Origin of the sequence: Nocardia xishanensis NBRC 101358, assembly GCF_001613365.1 — a bacterium.
GTDB lineage: Bacteria > Actinomycetota > Actinomycetes > Mycobacteriales > Mycobacteriaceae > Nocardia > Nocardia xishanensis.
In genome coordinates, this window is the sequence record NZ_BDCF01000005.1 from 42,871 (window position 1) to 65,042 (window position 22,172).

A 22,172-nucleotide genomic window follows, 5' to 3' on the forward strand; every position below is an offset into this window, starting at 1 on the left:
CTCTCCCAGGGGGAGGTGTGTGTTCATGAGCCACGAGCTCACCGACGGCGACGACCTGGACATATCCGGACCGTCGCACATCCCGCCGCGTTCCGAGCGGGAACGCTGGCAAGCCGACTACGTGAAGCACTTGGCCGCAACGGATCTGGCCGTCATCGCGGCGGCGGTCGGGCTGGCGCAGGTGATCAGGTTCGGCGGGCCCGCCGCGCCGCCGCTGGCCTGGCGGTTGCCCTACGAGATCGGCTACACGGTCGTGTCCGTGGCCCTAGCGCTGACCTGGGCGCTGTTCCTCGCCGCGGGGAACACCCGCTCACCGCAGGTGGTCGGTTCGGGAACCGAGGAATACCGGCGGCTGGTCTCGGCGACGCTGCGCCTGTTCGGTGCGGTGGCCATCGTCTCGCTGATCGTCCAGATCGATTTCGCGCGCGGCTATTTGGCGATCGCGCTACCGCTCGGGGTGCTCGGACTGATGTTCAGCAGGCTGGCCTGGCGCTGGCACACCCGCGGCAGGCGCCGCGATCGTGCGGAGTACCTGACCTCGGTGCTCGTGGTGGGCGCTCCGGAGGCGGCGCAGGCGATGGCGAGCGCGTTCTCCCGTGACCCGGACGCCGGTTATCGCGTCGTGGGCGTGTGCATCCCGGACGGGGTCGCCGCGACGGGACCCTACTGGCTGCGGGCCTCCGGAAGAACCTTCTCCGTCGTCGGCGACGATCGCTCGGTGCTGGAGGCGGTGCGCCGCAGCGGCGCGGACACCGTCGCGGTGACCGCGACGGACTACCTCGGTCCGGTCGAATTACGCAGGATGGCTTGGGAACTCGATCCGCTCGGCGTCGAGCTGATCGTCGCGCCCGGCGTGGTCGACATCGCCGGGACCCGGCTGACCAACCGGCTCGTCGCGGGAATGCCGATGCTGCACATCGACAAACCGCAGTACGACCGCGCCAAATCGACCGGAAAGGCGCTCTTCGACGCGTGTTTCGCCGGGGGCGTGCTGCTGGCGATCGCGCCGGTACTGCTCGCCATCGCGCTCGCGGTCAAACTGACCAGCCCCGGGCCGGTGTTCTACCTGTCTGAGCGGATCGGCCGCGGCGGCAAGCCTTTTCGAATGATCAAGTTCCGCAGCATGTATCAGGACGCCGAGCGCACCGTGTCCGCGCTGATCGAGGCCAACGGCGGCAACCCGGTGTTCTTCAAGATGAAGGACGATCCGCGGGTGACGCCCATCGGGCGGGTGATCAGGAAGTTCAGCCTGGACGAGTTGCCGCAGTTCCTCAACGTGCTGCGCGGGGAGATGAGCGTCGTCGGCCCGCGGCCGCAGGTGCAGCGCGAGGTCGACACCTACGACGGCGAGATGCGGCGCAGGCTGCTGGTCAAACCGGGCATCACCGGGCTGTGGCAGGTGAGCGGCCGATCGGATCTCTCGCTGGAGGACTCGGTTCGGCTCGATCTGTCCTACGTGGAGAACTGGTCGATGGTGCTGGACCTGTTGCTCATCGCCAAGACCATCGGCGCGGTCGCGCGGGGCGAGGGCGCCTACTGACCGTCAGGACGGGCGGCGCGCCGGGAACTCCGCGGCGAGTTCGGCGAAGATCGCGGTGTTGTGGTCGAAGGCGCGCTGACATTCCTCGAGCACCCGCCTGCACTCGAGCTCGTCCACCGCCAAATCGTCGAGCAGCGCGCGGTATTCGCGTTTGAAGGCGGCCGGATTCGCGATGCCGTCGAAGACGTAGAAACGGACGCCGTCGCCGCGCCGCGGCAGGTCCCACAGCTTCTCGGCGGTGCCTCGGATGACCTGACCGCCGGAAAGGTCGCCGAGATAGCGGGTGTAGTGGTGGGCGATGTAACCGGCGGGCCAATCGCGCGCACACTCCTCGATGCGCTCGGCATAGGCGACGGTGGCGGGCAGCGCCCGCAGCTCGGTGCGCCAGTCGGGGCCGAGCAAGGCGGCGAGATCGCGCTCGAGCTCGGCGGTCCTGGCCAGCTCCGGCTTGATGAAGGGCCCTGCGACGGTGTCGCCTGCCAGCTCGGGCCAGCGCGCCTCCAGCGCGCGGTAGATGAACCACAGCTGGCCGGTGTAGCGGTGGTAGGAGTCGATGCCGAGCGCGCCGCCGAGCATGTCGCTGATGAACGAGGAGTTCTCCGCCTCCGCGTGCTGACGCGCGGTAGCGGATTGGATGCGTGCCGAGAAAGGTACTGCCTCCGACATACCGAACCACCTCATCGTCGTCCGCGGCAGCCCGCTTGTTTGGCTACCCTAACTAATCGCAGAGACCATACCGGAGCGGCCGGGTTTGCCGCATCCGAGTCGCGGCACGGTTTCAGTGTGCGGGATTCGCGCGCCGCCTGCGCCGGACGATCGGGCGTCGCAGCGAACCGAAGCGGCTGAGAATTCGCGGGCGGCGCAGCGTGCGGTCGCACCATTCGCCGAGCGTCACTCCCGCGGCCAGTGCGCAGCCGATGCCGAACGCGGCGAGCAGCTGATCGAAGCCGAGCAGCGGTTCGTCGCTGAGCATCGCGTAGAGGCCGCGATACACGCTGAGGCCGGGCAGCAGGGGCGTGATGCCGGCGACCGCGACGACGAGCGGCGGCGTCAGCGCGCGGCGGGCCATCAGACCACCGGCCATGCCGACCAGGGTGGCGGCCACCCCGGAGGAGATGATCGGACCGAATCCGGCGTGCTGCACGAGCAGGTAGGTGATCGCGCCCGCCGCACCGCCGAATGCCGCGGCGGCAAGCGCGCGTCGCTCGGCGTAGCAGGCGAGCGCGAAGGCCAACGCCGCGACCGCGCCCGCCGCGATCTTGATCGGCAGGTCGGTGATGTCGCGACCCGAAGTCATATCGATGGACGGCACGGTCGCGCCGGCCACCTGCCCCAGGCGCAGCGCCAGCGCGATGCCCGCGACGATGCCGCCGGTCATCATCACCACCTCGAGCAACCGCGCGGTGGCGGTGATCGGCGCCCCGGTGATGGCGTCCTGCACAGAACCCACCAATTGCAGACCACTGAGCAACACGGTGATACCCGCCGCGATGATGAGCGTGGGATCCGCGCGGAAGCCGAGCGGTTCGGCCAAGGTGGACAGGACGATGGCCGGGACGGCGGCGATGAGTCCGCCCATCATGTGCTGGAAGAAGAAGGGCAACCCGTAGCGGTTCAGCACCCGGTTCGTCCGGTCGATCGCCGCGGTGGTGGCGAAGCTGAGCGCCGCGACGACGAGATTCGCGCCGAGTAGCGCTGCGATGGCGGCGGCGAGCAGCGACCAGCCGAACGTCGCGGTCCAGCGGTGATACGGGTGCGGCGCCGTGGTGATGGCGTCCAGCGCGGCGCGCGCGTCCTCTGGTGCGACCACCTGGGTGCGGATGCGCCGGGTGAGCCGGTCCACCGCGGCGAGCCGGGTGAAGTCGAGCGCGCGGTACTGCACGACGCGCATCGTGCTCGCCGGCGGCAGCAGCGGACCGCGGTCGGCCCAGATGCGGATCGAGTCGTAGGTGACGTCGACATCGCAGCGGGCCAAGCCGTAGGTGGCGGCGATGAAACGCACCTGGGTGGTGGTGTCCATGACGCCGGTGCCAGAGGCGAGCACCACCTCCCCGACGCGAACGGCGAGATCGAGCACCTCGGCCACCCTGGCGTCGTCGGTGAGGTCGATCGGTTGCAGGGGAGTGGGCGCGGCCACGATGGTGTCGGCGGTGGCCTGGCGGTCGGCGACCAGCAACCCGACGGCCTCGCTGACGCCGGGTAGATGCGGGCCGCGACGTGGCCACACCCGGTTGCGCCAGCCGAGGTGGTCGGCTCGCGGGTTCGTGTTGTCTCCTCCCGGCAGCGTCTCGAGACCCATGCCCGAGACCGTAGTCGTAGTGGTGCGGGTCCGGCATCCGCGCTCGTCAGCGCCTGTGCGCGGGCGTGGGAACCATGGTGCCTGGCGGCGAAAGGTGGTAGAACTTGTTCTAATTTCTGGCGATGGGAGTGCGTGCGATGCGGTACGGGATCGTGTTGTTCACCAGTGACCGGGGCATTCAGCCCGCCGACGCCGCGGCGGCGGCCGAGCGGGCCGGCTTCGATTCGTTCTATGTGCCCGAGCACACCCACATTCCGGTGGTGCGCGCGGCCGCCCATCCGCGCACCGGCGACGCGAGCCTGCCCGACGACCGCTACCTGCGCACCCTCGATCCCTGGGTGGCGCTTGGTACCGCCGCGGCGGTCACCGAGCGGATCACGCTCTCGACGGCGGTGGCGCTGCCCGCCGAACACCACCCGATCACCTTGGCCAAGGCGATCGCCTCGCTGGACCACCTCTCCGGCGGCCGGGTCAGCCTCGGCGTCGGATTCGGTTGGAACACCGACGAACTCGCCCACCACGGGGTGCCCGCCAACAAGCGGCGCACGGTGCTGCGCGAACACCTGGACGCGATGCGCGCGATCTGGAGCGAGGAGGAAGCGAGCTTCTCCGGCGAGTTCGTGAACTTCGGACCGAGTTGGTCCTGGCCCAAGCCGACGCAGAAGCGCATCCCGGTGCTGCTCGGCGCGGCGGGCGGAGAGAAGTCGTTCACCTGGCTCGCCAAGAACGCCGACGGGTGGATCACCACGCCCACCGAGGCCGGCCTGGGCGAGAAAATTGAACTGCTGCACCGGATCTGGCGCGAACACGGACGCACCGAGACGCCGGAGATCGTCGCGCTGGCCGGGCGGCACGACGCCGCGCAACTGGCGCAGTGGGCCGAACTCGGTGTCACGGAGGCGGTTTTCGGACTGCCGGACCGCGACGCGGAGGAGGTGCACGCCTACCTCGAGCGCTTGGCGGGCAAGCTGGGGTTGACCGGAATCGACCGGCGCTGAGCGCCGTGCGCCGCCGCTCGCGGACGAGCGGCGGCGCACAGGTCGGGGGCGGCATGGCGTCGAGTCAGCGCAAATCGCGGCGGCGGTAGGCGGTGATACCGGCGGTGAGCAGGACGGCGGCGATGCCGAGCAACCATAGGATCGGCGTCGCCTCGAACGCCGCGCCGGGCAGCTTCGGCGGGTGCACGAACGGCACCAGGTCGACCATCCACTGCGGCAGTCCGTCCAGGGAGCCGACGAAGTACAGCACGACCATGCCGCTCAGCACGCCCCAGGCGACCGGCGTGTAGCGCGGCGCGAGCCCGAAGATCGCGATCGTGATGCCCGTGACCACCCAGACCGCGGGCACTTGCACCGCCGCGGCGGCCAGCGATTCCGGCAGCTTCTCGCCGAGCTCGCCGGTGGTGAGACCGTAGACGAGGCCGATCGCGAGCCCGGCGGTGAGCAGGGCGAGCGCGGGCCCGGCGAGCGCGAAACCGATGTGGCTCAACGCGTATCGGGTCCGGCCGACCGCGGTCGCCAGGGTGGCCTCGGCCCGCTGGCTCGACTCCTCGTCGTGCAGGCGCAACGCCGCGGAGATCGAGAAGGCGGAGGCCGCGGCGGCAAGCATGGCGATCGCGTAGGCGATGAACGACTCCTCCAGGCTCTCCGAACCGCCCATCCTGGTGACCAGATCGGCGATGGTGCCGCTGTCGCCGAGCATGTCGCTGACGCTGTGCACCGCGCCGCCGATCAGCAGACCGTAGAGGCCGAAGCCCACCGTCCACGCCGCCAGCGTGCCGCGTTGCAGACGCCAGGCCAGCCCGATGGGACCGGAGAGACGGGGCGCCGCGGCGGCGGGGCCCGGCCGTTCGGCCAGCAGCCCGGAGCCGGTGTCGCGCGAGGAGAGCAGGGCGTAGGCGGCGCCCGTCGCCAGCACGGCGACCGTGGCGAGCGGAAGCAGCACCCACCACCGTTCGTCGGCGTAGGGGCGGATCTGCAGGCACCAGCCGATCGGCGAGAACCACGACAGCACACCGTTGCCCGCGTCGCCGACCGCGCGCAGGGCGAATGCGGCGCCCAGCGTCGCGAACGCGACGCCGCGCGCGACCCGCGCACCGGCGCTCACCTGAGCGGCGACCGCGGCGATCGCGGCCCACACGATGCCGGACGCGGCCAAGGCCGCACCGAAGGCCAGCGAACCCGCCGCGGGCAGATCGGCGCCGTACAGCGAAGCGGCGCAAGCGATTCCGGCGATCAGTGCGCCGCCGAAGGTGAGCGTGAGTGCCGCGGTGAGTCCGGCGAAGCGGCCGATGCTGGTGGCGCCGACCAGTTCCGCGCGACCGGTCTCCTCCTCGACCCTGGTGTGCCTGATGACGGTCAGGATGGTCGCGATCGCGATCATCGTGTACATCGCGCCGGCTTTCCAGGTGCCGATCGAGCCGAGCTCGGTGCTGAACACCGGTCCGTACATGGCGACCAGGGCCGGACTGTCGGCGGTGGTCCGCGCGAAACCGTCCAACTGGCTCTGGTCGGTGTACAGATCCTTGATGCTGACCACCTGGAAGGCGGGCATCAACCCGATCAGCAGCGACCAGAGCGGCAACACGATCCGGTCGCGGCGCAGATACAGCCGTAGCAACTGCCCGGTACCGGCGAAATCGGCGGATGAGCCGAAAAGCGTTGTGGCAGTGGTCCGGTGAGCAGTGGCAGTGGTCATGCCCGCACCTTCTCTCCGTGCGTCGCCGCGGTGTCGCCCGCCTGGCCGTCGACGTGGTAGTGCCGCATGAACAGCTCCTCGAGCGTGGGCGGCGCACTGGTGAGGCTGCGCACGCCCGCGTCGCCGAGCACCCGGATGAGCTCGCCGAGGTGTTCGCTGTCGACCTGGCAGCGCAGCGTCGAGCCGTCGCGCTCGATGTCCTCGACGCCGCCGATGCGGCTGAGATCACCGGGGTCGCCGAGCAATTCGGCAGTGATCGCGGTGCGCGAGAGATGGCGCATCTCGGACAGCGAGCCGGTCTCCACGGTGCGCCCGGCCCTGATGATGGTCACCCGATCGCAGAGCGCCTCCACCTCGGACAGGATGTGGCTGGACAGCAGTACGGTCGCACCGCGCTGCTGCGCTTCGCGCACGCACTCGCGAAAAACCTGTTCCATCAACGGATCCAGGCCGGAGGTCGGCTCGTCGAGTAACAGCAGCCGAACGTCGGACGCGAGTGCGGAGATCAGCGCGACCTTCTGCCGGTTGCCCTTGGAGTAGGTGCGCGCCTTCTTGCGCGGGTCGAGATCGAAGCGTTCGATCAGCTCGGCGCGGCGTTCGGCGTTGATGCCGCCGCGCATCCTGGCGAGCAGGTCGATGGTCTCGCCGCCGGACAGCGACGGCCACAGCGTGACATCGCCCGGCACATAAGCCAATTCGCGGTGCAGGCCGACCGCGTCGGTCCACGGGTCGCGGCCGAACAGCCTGACCCGGCCCGAGGTGGCGCGCAGGATGCCGAGCAGAACCCGGATGGTGGTCGACTTGCCCGCGCCGTTGGGTCCTAGAAAGCCGTGGATTTCGCCGTCGCGAACCGCGAGGTTCAGCCCATCGAGGGCGGTGACGTGGCCGAAGGTCTTACGCAGATCCTCGGTTTCGATGACCTCGGACATCAGTGCTCCTTCATGACAGTGTCCATCAGGGTGGTGTCGGTGAGCAGGCCCTGGGTGTAGAACTCGAGGGCCGGTGGGGTGAGTTCTTCGGTGATCGCGCGGATCGCCTTGCGGAAATCGATCGGTTCGCCGTCACGGCGGTGCAATTGCACCCACAGCAGGATGGCGCCGACATTGAGCATCATCAGATACCTGGCTCGGGCTTTGTGGTCGCGGCTCGGCTTGACGGTCCCCGCGTCGACGGCCTGCCGCATGTAGACCTCGGCGTCGGCGACCATGTGCTCGAACAGCGACTCGGCCATCGGTCCGCCCGCTTGCAGGCTGCGCACCATGTAGGCGACGAGCGGGCCGTACATCTCGATCTCGGCCAGTGCGGCGAGCATGCCCGTCGCGGCGTTCGGTGCGGTGATCGCCTTGACCTTCTCGTCCCGGATCAGTTCCAGCACCCGGTCGTCGCACACGGCGCGCAGGCCGTCCTTCGAGCCGAAGTGGTGGTTGACGAGTCCGGGGGAGACGCCTGCCGCCGCGGCGATCGTGCGGACCCCGACTTGGAATCCGTACTCGCCGAAGACTTCGATCGCGGCGTCTCTGATGCGGGCCGCCGTGGTCAGGTCCGCGGTGGATCCTTGCGATACGGACTGTTGCTTGAACACATGTTCAGTATATTAAACGCACGTTCAATCGGGGGCAAGAGTTTCGGCTCGAGACCGCGTGGTACGTGGCGACTATGGTCGAAGTCATGGCTACCGGCAGCAGCTCAACGACGGCAGAACACCTTCGTGCGGCACTCGATGGACCGTGGGGGTCCGTCCGCGAGGAGGCCCGAGCCCACCTGATCGGGGAGGAATTCACCGGCGACCCCTACCTGGACTACAAGGCGGCGCGGGCCCGGGTGCTCGAGCAGATGCGGGTGATCGCGACCCTCGGCATCGCCGAGCGCGGATTCCGCAGGGAGAACGGCGGAACCAGCGAACCGGGCGCGGCCGTCACCGGATTGGAGATGCTCGCCTACGCAGACCTGTCGCTGTGGGTCAAGGCGGGCGTGCAGTGGGGCCTGTTCGGCGGTGCGGTGGAGAACCTCGGAACCGAACGCCACCGCGACTACATCCGCAGGCTGATCTCACTCGACCTGCTCGGCTGCTTCGCGATGACCGAATCCGGGCACGGTAGCGATGTCGCCAACCTGGAGACCACCGCGACCTACGATCCCGAGACCGAAGAGTTCGTCGTACACAGTCCGACGCCGTCGGCACGCAAGGACTACATCGGCGGCGCCGCCGAGCACGCCAGGATGGCGGCGGTCTTCGCGCAACTCATCACCAACGGCGAGAACCAGGGCGTGCACTGCCTGCTGGTGCCGATCCGCGACGAGCAGGGCGCCGACCTGCCCGGCGTCACCACCTCGGACGACGGACTCAAGGGCGGCTTGCTCGGCGTCGACAACGGCCGTATCTCCTTCGACCACGTCCGAGTCCCGCGCGAGAACCTGCTCAACCGCTACGCCGACGTCGCGCCCGACGGAACCTACAGCTCGGAGATCGAGAACCCGAGCAGGCGCTTCTTCACCACCCTCGGAACGTTGGTGCGCGGGCGGGTCAGCGTGGGCGGCGCGGCGGCCGCGGGCGCGAGGGTCGCGCTGAGCATCGCGTTGCGTTACGCGATGAAGCGCAGGCAGTTCGCCGATCCGGACAGCGGCGAGGAGACGGTGCTGCTGGACTATCGCAGCCACCAGCGCAGGCTGCTTCCGCTGCTGGCGAAGTCCTACGCCTACGCCTTCGCGCAGAACGACCTGGTGCGCCGCATGCACTTGGTGCAGACCGGCCAGGATCTGGAGCCGGGCGCGCAGCGCGCGCTGGAGAAGCGCGCCGCGGGCCTGAAAGTCGCCCAGACCAGGCACGCCACCCGCACCATTCAGGAATGTCGCGAAGCCTGCGGCGGCGCAGGGTATCTCACCGAGAACCGGTTGGTGACGCTCAAGGGCGACACCGATGTGTTCACCACGTTCGAAGGCGACAACGTCGTCCTGACCCAGCTGGTCGCCAAGGAACTGCTGACCGCCTACGCCGACGAGATTCGCGATCTGGACGCGCTCGGCTGGGTGCGTTTCGCCGCCACCATGGCCGGTGACGTGGTGCGCAAGCGCTCCGGTGTGCGTCAGCTCATTCAGACGCTGCGCGACCGCGGCGACGACGGAATCGACGAGGGCGATCTGGCGCGGCGGTCGGTACAGCTGCAACTGTTCGCCGACCGCGAGGACTACCTGGTGCGCACCGCGGCGCACCGGTTGCGCGCGCGGGCCGAGGAGACCGGTCCCTTCGAGGCGTTCAACAACGCGCAGGACCACATCCTGGCCGCCGGCTCCGCGCACATCGACCGGCTGGTGCTGGAAGCCTTCATCGAAGGCATCGGCGACATCGAGGACCCGGACGCCAAGGCGCTCGCCGACGACGTGTGCGACCTGTTCGTCTACACCATGCTCGAGGAGAACTCGGCCTGGTTCATCATGCACCGGTTCATGTCGGTCGAACGCGCGAAGGCGGTGCGACGTGGGGTGAACGAGCTGGTGGACCGGCTGCGTCCGCACGCGCTGACCCTGGTGGAGGCGATGGGCGTGCCGGAGACGATGTTGCGCGCCGCGATGCTCGACGACGCGAGCGTCTACGAGCGGAGCTGATCGGCCCGCGCGGCGGTCAGTGACCTTTGATCAGCGCGCCGATCGCCGCGTGCGGATCCGCGACATCGACGACGATGCGGGTGAACGGCCCGCCGGCGAGGTCGATCCGGATCGCCTTGCCATCGAACCGGGTGTCCCAGAACTCCTTGCGCCCCTTGCCGTCCCGGTAGGTACCCGGCCGCGATGACGCGGGGCAGATAGGTGCCTGGGACGCGCAGCCACGGCGGCCGCAGCCACGGCTCGGCGGGCACGACCTCCCCGATGTGGGCGTGCTCGACAGTGATCGTGCGGCGCAGCGCCCAGAGCCGATGCGCGCCGAGCACCCGGATCGTGACGGTGCGGTGCGTTACCTCGAGCTCGACCACGAATGCTCCTCTCGGGTGATCAGCCCGGTCCGTAGGTGAGGATCGCCGTGACGACGAACCACAGCACCCAGGCGATGGCGATCACCATGCCGACCGTGAGCACCGCCCGCATCAGCGCGCGGCCCATATCGATGTCGCCCCGCTCGGTCGGGTACAGCTTCCACGGGCTGTACCACGGCGCCTTGACGATCGGCGCCCGCGCATCGCGCTCCTGCTGGGCCAGCTCCTCGGCGTACGCCTCCGCTTGCGCCTGCTGCGGGCCGCCGTGCCACAACGTGATGTCGATGGGGCCGAGGAAGCCCTCGTTGATCAGCTCCTGCGGTGCGGGCAGATAGGGGAGGATGCCGAGACCTCGGAAGGCGACCGCGACGTCGTTGGCGGTCCACAGGTGCTTCTCGCTCTCGGCGAGGGTGTCGAAGTAGTGCCGCAGCCTGCCCGGGTCGTTGCCGAGGATGACATCGAAACTCGGGTCGCTCCAACCCTGTTGGATCTGCAGCTCGGCGCCGCGCAGCGGGACCACGAGCGCAACTCCGTGCACCGCGCGCTGCCCGAGGCCGCGGGCGGCCAGCCAGTCCTGCAGCGCGAAGGTGTGATCGCGGGACTTCTCCAGCGGCGTGCGCTTGTCCCTGCCCTCCATCGCGGCGGGCTGGCCGTTGATCGTCCACGCGCCGTTCAACGGGATCTCCAGCACGCCGTCCTGGCGGGCGACGAGCGCCTCGGCCTCGATCACCACGCAGCTGGTCGGCGTCCAGACGACCGCGTCGAACTGGTGCAACTTGTCCTTGTGGAACAGGCTGCAATTGATGGTGGCAACGCCGTGCGGGCTCGCCGGGTCCTTCCAGGTGCGCAGCCAATCGATCAGTGCCCGTTCGGCATTCGTGCCAGCCGGGTTCTGTACTCGTACGAGCATTCGCGACCGCCCTTCACGTCGTCACTCGACAGTGGACAGGATACGAGCAATGGCGCGAGCCGCGCCGCGCCAACGCCGACACGCGGCGTGTCGGGCGTTGGCGGCGCGGCTCATTCGGGAATCTCGGCGGCGAGTTTCCCCGCCCGCACCGCGCGTTCGAGCTCGGCGTGGTCGGCCTCGGTGCGGTCGGCGTAGCGCACCGCGAAGTTCGCGACGGCCTCGTCGAAGCTCTCGTCGCCGTCCAGATATCCCGAGAGCAAACGGGGATCGAGCGACCGCGAATGCGCGCGGGCCAGCAGCGCGCCCGCCAGCCTGCCGTAGTCGTCGAGATCGCCCGCGGGCAGCGCGGCCGGGTCGATGCTGCCCTTGAAGTTGCGGAACTGCCGGACGATGAAAGACAGCTCGCGCCCGCCCAATTCGAGCGTCGTCCAGCCGAGCAGCATGTCGGAGTCGGACTGAACCAGCCTGGCGCCCTGCACGATTCGCTCGCCCTCGTGGCGCACCGGCGGGGCGGGCAGGTACGGCGCGAGCGCGGACGGGATGGACTGCTTGAGCTGTAGCACCAGCACCTCGCCGTCGTTGCCGTGCAGCAGCGCGACGTAGCTGTGCAGCCCGACGCTTCCGGTGCCGACGATGCGAAAAGCGACGTCGGACACGGCGAATCGGGCCAGCAGGTTGCGTCGCGACTCGCGCAAGGTATCGCCGTAGCGTTCCAGTCCGTCGATCACGGCGTGCCGCACGGCGTCCTCGACCGGGGTGAGAACCGGTGGGTCGCTGACGAATCGGTGCTTGCTGACGTCGGTCACGTGGTCGTCGATGTGCCTGGTCCACTTCGCGGCGACCTTGGCGCTGTTGTTCTTGCGCGCCTTCTTGGCCGCCTTCTTGAAATCGTCCAGCAGCGCGTCGGCCTTGGCCGTGCTGATCACCGATTCGTCGGGCAGCGCGGTCCACGACTCCATGAACGGCATTTCGGCGAGCGTGTCGACGGCGATCCGGTAACTGCGGGCGGCGTCGCGTGCGGCCCTGCGGCAATCGTCCTCGTCCGCGCCGGACTCGCGACCGGCCAGCACGAGGCTGGCGGCGAGGCGCTCCAGATCCCACTCCCACGGCCCGGTGATGGTCTCGTCGAAATCGTTGATGTCCATGATGATTTCGCCGCGCGCGGTGCCGTACAGACCGAAGTTCGCTGCGTGCGCGTCACCGCACAGCTGCGCGTCGAGCCCGCTGACCGGTCCGCCGGCCAGATCGGCGGCCATCAAACCGGCCGCGCCGCGGTAGAAGGTGAAAGGGCCGGACATCATCCGCCCCACCCGCAGCGGAACCAGGTGCGGAATGCGGTCCTCATGCGCGGCGCGCAGGAAGTCGAGCACGTCCGGCCGCCGCGCGCCGGTGGCCTCGCGGTCGCGCGCGGTCACCGGGACGCGCTCGCGCAGGGCCCGCCCACGCTCGCGCATCTCCTCGGCCGGGACGTAGGAGCGCAGATCGACACCACTGAACACGAGGGATCACGCTAGCCTGCCGACGCCGATTCCCGCGCATCGTGCGGGGTGGCTCAGGTCGCGGGCACCGGGGGATCGACCGGCGTGATCGGCAGGCGCAGCGCGCCCGGCGCCGTGGCGGGGACGGTGGGCTTGGCGGGTGCGACCGGATCGATGCGCCGGTAGCGCTCGCCCAGGGCCGGGCGCGGATCATCCTGGCCCTTGTTGGGCCAGAAGGCCATGGCCCGTTCGGCTTGGGCGGTGATGGTCAGCGAGGGATTCACGCCGAGGTTCGCGGTGACCGCCGAGCCGTCCGCGACGTGCAGGCCCGGATGCCCGAATACCCGCTGGTACGGGTCGACCACGCCGGTCTCCGCGCTCTCGCCGATCACGCAGCCGCCGATGTAGTGCGCGGTGGCCGGAATGTCGAAGACGTCCATGATCAGGCCGTGGGTGTCGCCGTCGACTTTCTCCGCGAAGCGGCGGCCGACGTCGTGCGCGAGCGGGATCCAGGTCGGATTCGGCTCGCCCGTGCCCTGCCTGGTCTTCAGCTGCCCGCGCTTGCGGAACGAGGTCAGCGAGTTGTCCAGCGACTGCATCACCAGCAGGATCACCGACTTCTCCGACGCGTGCCTGGCGTTCAGGCTGCGCAGGAACACCAAAGGGTGCAACAGGATCGCCAGCAGGAACCGCAGGAAGCGGAACGCGCCGCCGTCCACGATCGGCACCGACATCGGGAACAGCGCGTTCTGACCCTTGCCGTAGTGGCAGACCTCGATGTGCGTGTCGGCCTCGGGGTGGATGGAGGAGGTGATGGCGATGCCCTCGGCGAAATCGCGGCGAGCGCGGCTCACCACATTGAGGATTGCCTCGGAGTTGCTGCGGGTCAGCTCGCCGAGTCGCGGGGAGAGCGCGGGCAGCACCCGCTCGTCGCGCATCCGGTGCAGCAGCTTCTGGGTTCCAAGCGCGGCGCCCGCGAGCACCACCTGCTCGGCGGTGAACGTCTTGCGCTGCTTGCGGATCCAGCGATCCGAGCGCTCGGTCTCGACCGCGTAGCCGCCGCCGGACAGCGGGCGCACCGCCGTCGCCGTGGTCAGCGGATGCACCTCGGCGCCCGCTTCCTCGGCCAGGTAGAGGTAGTTGGTGGGGGTGGTGTTCTTGGCGTTGTGCGGGCATCCGGTGAAGCACCGCGCGCAGTGCACGCAGCCTCTGCGGCGCGGGCCGGCGCCGCCGAAGTAGGGGTCGTCGACCTCGGCGCCAGGATCGGACTCGTTGAAGAAGACGCCCACGTTCGTCGCGTGGAAGGTGTCGCCGACCCCGAGGTCGTCGGCGATCTCTTTGATCACCTCGTCGGCGGGCGTCATGCGCGGGTTGGGCGCGACGCCGAGCATGCGTTTGGCTTGGTCGTAGTAGGGCGCCAGTTCGGCCTTCCAATCGGTGATGTGCGCCCACTGCTTGTCTGTGTAGAAGTTCGGCAGCGGCTCGTAGAGGGTGTTGCCGTAGATGAGCGAGCCGCCGCCCACCCCCGCGCCGGAGAACACCGCGCACTTGCCGAGGATGCTGATCCGCTGCGGTCCGGTCAGGCCGAGGCGGGGGGCCCAAAGTGATTTGCGCACGTTCCAATTCGTGCTCGGCAGGTCGTCGGCCGTCCAGCGCCGCCCGGCCTCGAGCACGCCCACCCGGTACCCCTTCTCGGTCAGCCGCAGGGCGCTGACGCTGCCGCCGAACCCGGAACCGATCACTACCACGTCGTAGTCGAATGCGGGCATGACATCCTCTCCTCACCTATCGATGATGAGATAGTTTCATAGTCATTCTTTCAGGGTGGGCATTGTGGCGTGAAACCGACAGCGAGCCCGGATGGCGCCGCCGGGGGTTCGTGCGGTAGGCAATGGCTTGTGACAACGGAATCGGGGACCACCGAACCCGGCGAGCGCGCCGACGCCGGCGGCGGCGTGTTCGACGACCGCATCCTCACCGTCCCGAACGTGCTGAGCGTGCTGCGGTTGATCGGCGTGCCGGTGTTCCTGTGGCTGCTGCTCGTCGAGGAGGCCGACGGCTGGGCCTTCGCGTTGCTGGTCGCGAGCGGCGTGACCGATTTCCTGGACGGCAAGCTGGCCAGGCTGCTCGATCAGGGATCGCGGCTCGGCGCGCTGCTCGACCCGTTCGTGGACCGGCTCTTCCTGGTGACCACCTTGCTGGCCTTCGTGATCCGCGGTCTGCTCCCGTGGTGGGTCGCGCTGCTGCTGGTCGGGCGAGACCTGATGCTGACACTCACGCTCTCGGTCTACAAACGGCGGGATCTCGACCCGCCCGAGGTCATCTATCTGGGCAAGGCCGCCACCTTCGCGCTCATGTCCGCGCTGCCCTGGTTGCTTGCCGGACAGATGGATTGGGCACTCGCCGGTTTCGGCCGGGCTTTCGGCGGGGCATTCCTCGTCTGGGGCACCGCGGTGTATCTATGGACCGGCGTGCTCTACGCGGGCAAGGCCATTGCGGTGGCGCGAGCGATACCGGCTGTGGGGCACCGTCGCCCATAACGGATAAGGTTGCGTGCAACGTTCACTACGAAAGGACGCCCAGTGTCCCTAACCCCCGAGGATCTGCGGTACACCGAGGAGCACGAATGGGTGCGCCGGATCGCCCCGAACCGGGTGCGGGTCGGCATCACCGATTACGCGCAGTCGCAGCTCGGTGATGTCGTGTTCGTGCAGCTGCCCGACGCGGACCGGCAGGCGGACGCGGGCGAGGGCATCGCCGAGGTCGAGTCCACCAAGAGCGTCTCGGACATCTACGCCCCGCTGGCCGCGAAAGTCGTTGCGGTGAACGAAGAACTGGCCTCCGCGCCGGAGACGCTGAACACCGACCCGTATGGTGCGGGGTGGCTGTTCGAGCTGGAGGTGGAGGACGCCGGCGGACTCGATGTCACGCTGGGTGAACTGCTGGATGCGGCAGGTTATCAAGGAGTTATCGGGGGCTGACGCGGCCTTCCCAGTTCTCCCTGCACGGGCACGCCCCGGCAGGGTACGGTCAAAGCCAACAGATGTACCGGCAGCCGATGCCGGTGTTCTAGCGACACGACCGGTCGTGTCGGCGAAGCATCACCTGCTTGCATGGATAATCAGGTTCGAGGAGGAGAGAAACGGTGAGCGAGAACAAAGACCCGGGTTACCAGGAGACCGCGGCCGAGACGACGTCGGTCTTCCGCGCGGATTTCCTGAACGAGGTCGACGCGTCGCGCTCCGGTGAGCAGACCGGTGAGCAGCCGGTCCAAGGGGTGGAGGGCCTGCCGGTCGGCGCCGCCCTCCTGGTCGTCAAGCGCGGGCCGAACGCGGGATCGCGGTTCCTCCTGGATCAGCCGACCACTTCGGCGGGGCGTCACCCCGACAGTGACATCTTTCTCGACGACGTCACCGTCAGCCGTCGGCACGCCGAGTTCCGCCAGGACGACGACACGTTCCAGGTGGTGGACGTGGGCAGCCTGAACGGCACCTACGTGAACCGCGAGCCCGTGGACTCCTCGGAGCTGCAGAACGGCGACGAGGTTCAGATCGGCAAGTTCCGGCTCGTGTTCCTGACCGGACCGCGCGCCTCCGTGAACGAGCCGTCAGCGGGTGCGGGCAGTCTATGAGCACGACGGCGCCGATGTGTGTGAAAGGCACGGCGCTGTGACGGGCGCGGCGCAGTGGGCGCGCGGAGGGATGTCGATCGGCTCCGTTCTCGACCTACTGCGACCCGACTTCCCCGACATCACCATCTCCAAGATCAGGTTCCTCGAATCCGAGGGCCTGATCCGGCCGGAGCGCACGCCGTCCGGCTATCGCAGGTTCTCGGTCGCGGACTGCGAGCGGCTCAGGTTCGTGCTGACCGCGCAACGCGATCAGTACCTGCCGCTGAAGGTGATCAAGGAACAACTGGAAGCGATCGACAGCGGGGCGGCCACGCTCGGCGTGCGGGAAGCCCGCGCCAGGGCGCATTCCGGCCGTCCGGGCGGTGCGGAATCGGGGCCGATCACGGGTGTCGATTCCGGCTCCGCCGTAGCGCAGGCAGGCCGCGTCCCGCGGGCGGCCGCGCCCCGCAGGCTGGGCGTCGTGCCCGGCGAGGTCTCGCCGGACGAGTTGCGCTTCGATCATGAAATCCGGCTCACCCGAGCGGATCTGCTCGAGCAGGCCGAGATCGATGAGCGGTTCCTCAACGATCTGATCCGGGCCAATCTGATCGTTCCCGGAGCCGCGGGCTTCTTCGACAGCGAGGCGGTCACGTTGGCCAGAACCGCCCGCGCCATGGCCGAATTCGGCCTGGAGGCACGGCATCTGCGCGCCTTCAAACTGGCCGCGGACCGCGAGGCCGCGCTGTTGGCCCAGATCGCCGCGCCGATCGCCAAGAGCCGCGACGCGGGCGCGCGAGCAAGGGCCGAGGAAACCGTGCGCGAACTCGCGGCACTGTCGCTGACCTTGCACACCTGCCTGGTGAAAGCCTCGGTACGCAACTCTCTCGGAAGCTGACGACCGAACCTGTATTCCACCCCGGCAACACGCCGATTTCGGCTGTGCACACCGATCGCAGCACCGCTGTGGGTTCGCCTAGACTCGTGGTACGGCGAGCTCTGCAGCGGTCAGGTCGGGCGGCCGGCGAATATGGGAGGCAGTGCTATGAGCGAGCGAATCATGTCACAGCGTGCTTCGCGCATGCCGGAACCGAGCGTTAGCGAGGCGCTGGCATGAGTGAAATGCGCGTGATCGGCATCCGCGTCGAGCAGCCACAGAACCAGCCCGTGCTGTTGCTGCGCGAGGTGTCGGGGGACAGGTACCTTCCGATCTGGATCGGCCAGGCCGAGGCGACCGCCATCGTGCTGGAGCAGGAGGGGGTGACGCCCATCCGCCCGCTGACCCACGATCTGATCAAGATCTTGATCACCGAGCTCGGGCACACCCTCAAGGAAGTCCGGATCGTGGATCTGCAAGAAGGCACGTTCTACGCGGACTTGGTCTTCGACAACGACCTGCGCATCTCGGCGCGCCCGTCCGACTCGGTCGCCATCGCTTTGCGGGTTGGTTGCCCGATCCACGCCGAGGAAGCGGTCCTCGAGGAGGCGGGATTGGTCATGCCCGACGAGCGCGAGGACGAGGTGGAGAAGTTCAAGGAGTTCCTCGAGTCGGTGTCGCCGGACGACTTCAAGGCCACCGACAGCTGAGGGTGCCGGAAATCTTCTAGACCTCAACTACAGCTACAGACTTTTACCGCGCGTCGCGTTTGGTCCGACGATGTCGCTCCCGAGAGAATCAACGGGAGTAATCTCGATAGTTGGGCCACGTCCGGAATGACGGGTTGTTGGTCATCACCGGAGCCGGGCCATCGTTGAGGCTAGGCGTCTGCGGAGCAAGGGAGTGGTCAGTGGCAGAGCAATCGCAGGATGTGCGGCGGCCGGACGTCCGTCCGTCCGAGGGCTCAGAGGTGCAGCCCGGCCTGTTCCCGGACGACTCCGTACCCGACGAGCTCGTCGGATACCGTGTGCCGAGTGCGTGCCAGGTCGCTGGGATCACCTACCGGCAGCTCGACTACTGGGCCAGGACCGGACTCGTCGTGCCGTCCATTCGCGGCGCGGCGGGCTCGGGTAGTCAGCGGCTGTACTCGTTCAAGGACATCCTCGTCCTCAAGATCGTGAAGCGGCTGCTGGACGCGGGGATCTCGCTGCAGAACATCCGCATCGCCGTGGATCATCTGCGCAGCAGGGGCGTCCAGGATCTGGCGGGCATCACCCTGTTCTCCGACGGCACCTCGGTGTACGAGTGCACCTCGCCCGAGGAAGTCGTCGATTTACTGCAGGGCGGGCAAGGCGTCTTCGGTATCGCCGTCAGCGGCGCGATGCGCGAGCTGACCGGGGCCATCGCGAACTTCCCCGCAGAGCGTGCCAGTACCTCCACCGAGCGTCCCGAGGACGAGCTGGCGTTCCGGCGCAAGGCGCGGATGAACAGGGCCACCGGCTGACACCGGGCGGCATTCGGCCACCGTCACCCGCATGGGACGGTGGCCTTTCTCGGTCCGTCGCGGCGGAGTGACGAGGGCGACACTCGGGCGGAGGCATCGTTTCGCGGCGCGTCGTCATAAACTGACGGTGCGTCGCCGCCGTGCGGGAGAGTTCCGGTCTCGAACAGACCGGGCGCCGAAGGAGCAGCACCTCCCCGTCAATCTCTCAGGCAACAGGGACCGTACGGGCTTCGGCGCCTCTGGAAAGCGGTGGTCTGCGCATGCGCAGGGCCGCCCGCCCATGGGGAAAGGGAACCGGCCTCGACCGGGCCGCCCGAATCTCTCAGGCACCACGACAGAGGGGGAGGGCTGGAACCCCGTCGACACCGCGTCCCTCCATCGACACGGCTCGACCCGCCCGACCTTGGAGCTGCTGCCGTGACTCGATCATTCGCCGACCGTCATATCGGACCCGACCAGGACGAACTCGCCCTGATCCTGCCCGTCGTCGGCGTCGACTCGCTGGACGACCTGGCCACCGTCGCGCTACCGGCGAGCATCCTCGACGACTCCGCGGCGGGCGCGCTGGCCGGGCTGCCGCCCGCGGCCACCGAACACGAGGTGCTCGCCGAGCTGGCCGCCCTCGCGCACGCCAACACCGTGGCCACCTCGATGATCGGCCTCGGCTACTACGACACCCTCACCCCGCCGGTGCTGGTGCGAAATCTGCTGGAGAACCCGGCCTGGTACACCGCCTACACGCCCTACCAGCCGGAGATCAGCCAGGGCCGCCTGGAGGCGCTGCTCAACTTCCAGACCATGGTCTCGGACCTGACCGGCATGGAGGTGGCCAACGCGTCCATGCTGGACGAGGCCACCGCGGCCGCCGAGGCCATGACGCTGCTGCGCAGGGCGGGACGGTCGAAGTCGGCGCGGCTGCTGGTCGACGCCGACCTGTTCCCGCAGACCCGCACCGTGCTGGAGACCAGGGCCGAGCCGCTCGGCATCGAGATCGTCGAGGCCGAGCTGTCCACCGGCGCGCTGCCGGAGGGGGAGTTCTTCGGCGTGGTGTTGCAAGCGCCGGGCGCGTCCGGCCGGATCGTGGACTGGACGAGCGTCATCGCGGCGGCGCACGAGCGCGGCGCGCTGGTGGCGGTGGGCGCCGACCTGCTCGCGGCGACGCTGATCACCCCGCCCGGTGAGCAGGGCGCCGACGTTTGTTTCGGCACCACCCAGCGCTTCGGCGTGCCCCTCGGCTTCGGCGGTCCGCACGCCGGGTACCTGGCGGTGCGCAACCAGTACGCGCGGCAGCTGCCGGGCAGGCTGGTCGGCGTATCGGTGGACGCCGACGGCGATCTCGCCTACCGGCTCGCGCTGCAGACCCGTGAGCAGCACATCCGTCGCGAGAAGGCGACCTCGAACATCTGCACCGCCCAGGTGCTGCTGGCCATCGTGGCCGCGATGTACGCGAGCTACCACGGTGCGGACGGCCTGCGGGCGATCGCACGGCGGGTGCACGGGCACGCCGCGGCCATCGCGGCGGGCCTGGACGGCGCGGTCGTGCACGACACCTTCTTCGACACCGTGCTGGCGAACGTGCCGGGCGGCGCGGAAGCCGTGGTGGCCAAGGCGAAGTCGCGCGGCATCAACCTGTGGCTGGTCGACGCCGATCACGTGGCCATCGCCTGCGACGAGGCGACGACCTCAGCGCACGTCGCGGCGGTGCTCGAATCCTTCGGCACCGCACGGTCGCTGGACGCCGACGGCGCCGCGGCGCCCGCCGCCTCGATCGAGACGCGCACCTCCGAATTCCTCACCCACCCCGCGTTCACCAGCTACCACACCGAGACCGCGATGCTGCGCTACCTGCGGCGGCTGTCGGACAAGGACATCGCCTTGGACCGCAGCATGATTCCGCTCGGCTCGTGCACCATGAAGCTCAACGCGACCGCGGAGATGGAGCCCATCACCTGGCCCGGTTTCGCCAGGGTGCACCCCTACGCTCCCGTCGAGGACGCGCCCGGCCTGCTGAAGGTCGTCGCCGACCTGGAGAACTGGCTCTGCGAGATCACCGGCTACGACTCGGTGAGCCTGCAGCCGAACGCGGGCAGCCAAGGCGAGTACGCCGGCCTGCTCGCCATTCGCCGCTATCACCTGGACCGCGGCGACACGCACCGCGACACCTGCCTGATCCCGTCCAGCGCGCACGGCACCAACGCCGCATCGGCGGCCATGGTCGGCATGCGCGTCGAGGTGGTCAAGTGCCGGGACAACGGCGACGTCGATCTCGACGACCTGCGCGCCAAGATCGCCGACCACGCCGACCGGCTGGCCTGCATCATGATCACCTACCCGTCCACGCACGGCGTGTACGAGCACGAGGTGGCCGAGCTGTGCGCGCTGGTGCACGACGCGGGCGGCCAGGTCTACGTGGACGGCGCGAACCTGAACGCGCTCGTCGGTCTGGCCCGTCCCGGCCGGTTCGGCGGCGACGTCAGCCACCTGAACCTGCACAAGACCTTCTGCATCCCGCACGGCGGCGGCGGTCCCGGCGTCGGCCCGGTGGCGGTGCGCTCGCACCTGGCGAAGTACCTGCCAGGCGATCCGCTGGAACGCGGTTCGCACGCGGTGTCGGCGGCCATGTACGGCTCGGCCTCGATCCTGCCGATCACCTGGGCCTATATCCGGATGATGGGCGCCGACGGCCTGCGTCGCGCCACGCTCTCGGCCATCGCCTCGGCCAACTACCTGGCGCGCAGGCTGGACGAGTACTTCCCGGTGCTCTACACCGGCGAGCACGGCATGGTCGCCCACGAGTGCATCCTCGACCTGCGCGAGATCACCAAGCGCACCGGCGTGACCGTCGACGATGTGGCGAAGCGTCTGGCGGACTACGGTTTCCACGCGCCGACCATGAGCTTCCCGGTCGCGGGCACGCTGATGGTGGAGCCGACCGAGAGCGAAAACCTCGCCGAGCTGGACGATTTCATCGAGGCGATGATCGCTATCCGCAAGGAGATCGATCAGGTCGGCGCGGGAGTCTGGCCGGTGCAGGACAATCCGCTGCGTGGCGCGCCGCACACGGCGGCGAGCCTGGTCGGTCAGTGGGATCACCCGTACAGCCGCGAAATCGCTGTCTACCCGCGGGGTCTCGCGCACGCAAGGGCGAAGGTGTGGCCGCCGGTGCGGCGCATCGATGGCGCGTACGGCGACCGCAACCTGGTGTGCTCCTGCCCGCCGCTGGACGCCTACGCCGACTGACGCACAGTGAGGCCGCTGCGCTCGAAGAATCCTCTTCGGCGCGGCGGCCTTT

18 protein-coding genes and 1 riboswitch are annotated in these 22,172 nt (G+C 68.9%); of the genes, 10 read left to right on the forward strand and 8 right to left on the reverse strand.

The features are described from left to right. The first annotated feature begins 25 nt into the window (after positions 1-25). Positions 26-1,540: a sugar transferase gene (locus NX1_RS05590; RefSeq protein WP_068055211.1), complete on the forward strand. Its 1,515-nt coding sequence runs from the start codon at positions 26-28 to the stop codon at positions 1,538-1,540. Positions 1,541-1,543: 3 nt separating this feature from the next. On the opposite strand, the gene NX1_RS05595 is transcribed toward NX1_RS05590, so the two are convergent. Next, positions 1,544-2,206, reverse strand: coding sequence for a biliverdin-producing heme oxygenase (locus NX1_RS05595; RefSeq protein WP_068054842.1), 663 nt, complete (start codon positions 2,204-2,206; stop codon positions 1,544-1,546). A 112-nt stretch (positions 2,207-2,318) separates the two neighbouring features. Beyond that, on the reverse strand, positions 2,319-3,839 hold the full coding sequence (locus NX1_RS05600; RefSeq protein WP_084501057.1) for a threonine/serine exporter family protein: 1,521 nt from the start codon (positions 3,837-3,839) through the stop codon (positions 2,319-2,321). Between the two features lie 137 nt (positions 3,840-3,976). On the opposite strand from NX1_RS05600, the gene NX1_RS05605 reads away from it, so the two are divergent. Then, positions 3,977-4,837 (forward strand): LLM class F420-dependent oxidoreductase, encoded by an 861-nt coding sequence (locus tag NX1_RS05605; protein WP_068055217.1) that lies wholly within the window; start codon positions 3,977-3,979, stop codon positions 4,835-4,837. Between the two features lie 64 nt (positions 4,838-4,901). Here NX1_RS05605 and NX1_RS05610 read toward each other — a convergent pair whose 3' ends face one another. Genes NX1_RS05610 through NX1_RS05620 form a run of 3 tightly spaced genes read right to left on the reverse strand, consistent with a single transcriptional unit; the run spans position 4,902 to position 8,118 of the window. After that, positions 4,902-6,536: an ABC transporter permease gene (locus tag NX1_RS05610; protein WP_068054845.1), complete on the reverse strand. Its 1,635-nt coding sequence runs from the start codon at positions 6,534-6,536 to the stop codon at positions 4,902-4,904. Beyond that, positions 6,533-7,465, reverse strand: a complete 933-nt coding sequence (locus NX1_RS05615) for an ABC transporter ATP-binding protein (protein WP_068054848.1) — start codon at positions 7,463-7,465, stop codon at positions 6,533-6,535. The genes NX1_RS05610 and NX1_RS05615 overlap by 4 nt, the downstream gene beginning before the upstream one ends. Then, positions 7,465-8,118, reverse strand: coding sequence for a TetR/AcrR family transcriptional regulator (locus NX1_RS05620; protein ID WP_068054852.1), 654 nt, complete (start codon positions 8,116-8,118; stop codon positions 7,465-7,467). The genes NX1_RS05615 and NX1_RS05620 overlap by 1 nt, the downstream gene beginning before the upstream one ends. Positions 8,119-8,204: 86 nt before the next feature. Here NX1_RS05620 and NX1_RS05625 point away from each other — a divergent pair, with 86 nt between their 5' ends. Next, positions 8,205-10,139: an acyl-CoA dehydrogenase family protein gene (locus NX1_RS05625; RefSeq protein WP_068055220.1), complete on the forward strand. Its 1,935-nt coding sequence runs from the start codon at positions 8,205-8,207 to the stop codon at positions 10,137-10,139. Between the two features lie 384 nt (positions 10,140-10,523). Here NX1_RS05625 and NX1_RS05635 read toward each other — a convergent pair whose 3' ends face one another. The 3 genes from NX1_RS05635 to NX1_RS05645 form a co-directional block, all read right to left on the reverse strand. After that, positions 10,524-11,414: a nuclease-related domain-containing protein gene (locus NX1_RS05635; RefSeq protein ID WP_068054855.1), complete on the reverse strand. Its 891-nt coding sequence runs from the start codon at positions 11,412-11,414 to the stop codon at positions 10,524-10,526. Between the two features lie 110 nt (positions 11,415-11,524). Continuing rightward, positions 11,525-12,868 carry a DUF2252 domain-containing protein gene (locus NX1_RS05640; protein WP_068055223.1) on the reverse strand — a complete coding sequence of 448 codons (1,344 nt, stop codon included), beginning with the start codon at positions 12,866-12,868 and terminating at the stop codon, positions 11,525-11,527. Positions 12,869-12,966: 98 nt separating this feature from the next. Beyond that, on the reverse strand, positions 12,967-14,661 hold the full coding sequence (locus tag NX1_RS05645; protein WP_068054858.1) for a GMC oxidoreductase: 1,695 nt from the start codon (positions 14,659-14,661) through the stop codon (positions 12,967-12,969). A gap of 129 nt (positions 14,662-14,790) precedes the next feature. Here NX1_RS05645 and NX1_RS05650 point away from each other — a divergent pair, with 129 nt between their 5' ends. The 7 genes from NX1_RS05650 to gcvP all read left to right on the forward strand — a co-directional run bounded on the left by NX1_RS05650 (position 14,791) and on the right by gcvP (position 22,120). Continuing rightward, positions 14,791-15,432, forward strand: a complete 642-nt coding sequence (locus NX1_RS05650) for a CDP-alcohol phosphatidyltransferase family protein (protein WP_373864864.1) — start codon at positions 14,791-14,793, stop codon at positions 15,430-15,432. 42 nt (positions 15,433-15,474) lie between these two features. Then, entirely contained in the window at positions 15,475-15,873 is a 399-nt protein-coding gene (gcvH, locus tag NX1_RS05655; protein WP_068054861.1) for a glycine cleavage system protein GcvH, read from the forward strand. A 164-nt stretch (positions 15,874-16,037) separates the two neighbouring features. After that, positions 16,038-16,523 (forward strand): oxoglutarate dehydrogenase inhibitor Odhl, encoded by a 486-nt coding sequence (gene odhI, locus NX1_RS05660; protein ID WP_067839009.1) that lies wholly within the window; start codon positions 16,038-16,040, stop codon positions 16,521-16,523. 70 nt (positions 16,524-16,593) lie between these two features. Beyond that, on the forward strand, positions 16,594-17,397 hold the full coding sequence (gene ftsR, locus NX1_RS05665; protein ID WP_157119567.1) for a transcriptional regulator FtsR: 804 nt from the start codon (positions 16,594-16,596) through the stop codon (positions 17,395-17,397). 215 nt (positions 17,398-17,612) lie between these two features. Further along, positions 17,613-18,086: a bifunctional nuclease family protein gene (locus NX1_RS05670; RefSeq protein ID WP_068054869.1), complete on the forward strand. Its 474-nt coding sequence runs from the start codon at positions 17,613-17,615 to the stop codon at positions 18,084-18,086. Between the two features lie 200 nt (positions 18,087-18,286). Then, a complete protein-coding gene (locus tag NX1_RS05675) occupies positions 18,287-18,880 on the forward strand; it encodes a MerR family transcriptional regulator (RefSeq protein ID WP_068054870.1) in 594 nt (197 codons plus the stop codon). Positions 18,881-19,013: 133 nt separating this feature from the next. Then, a riboswitch (glycine riboswitch) is annotated at positions 19,014-19,112 on the forward strand. Positions 19,113-19,297: 185 nt separating this feature from the next. After that, on the forward strand, positions 19,298-22,120 hold the full coding sequence (gene gcvP, locus NX1_RS05680) for an aminomethyl-transferring glycine dehydrogenase (protein ID WP_068054873.1): 2,823 nt from the start codon (positions 19,298-19,300) through the stop codon (positions 22,118-22,120). The last annotated feature ends 52 nt before the right edge of the window (positions 22,121-22,172 follow it).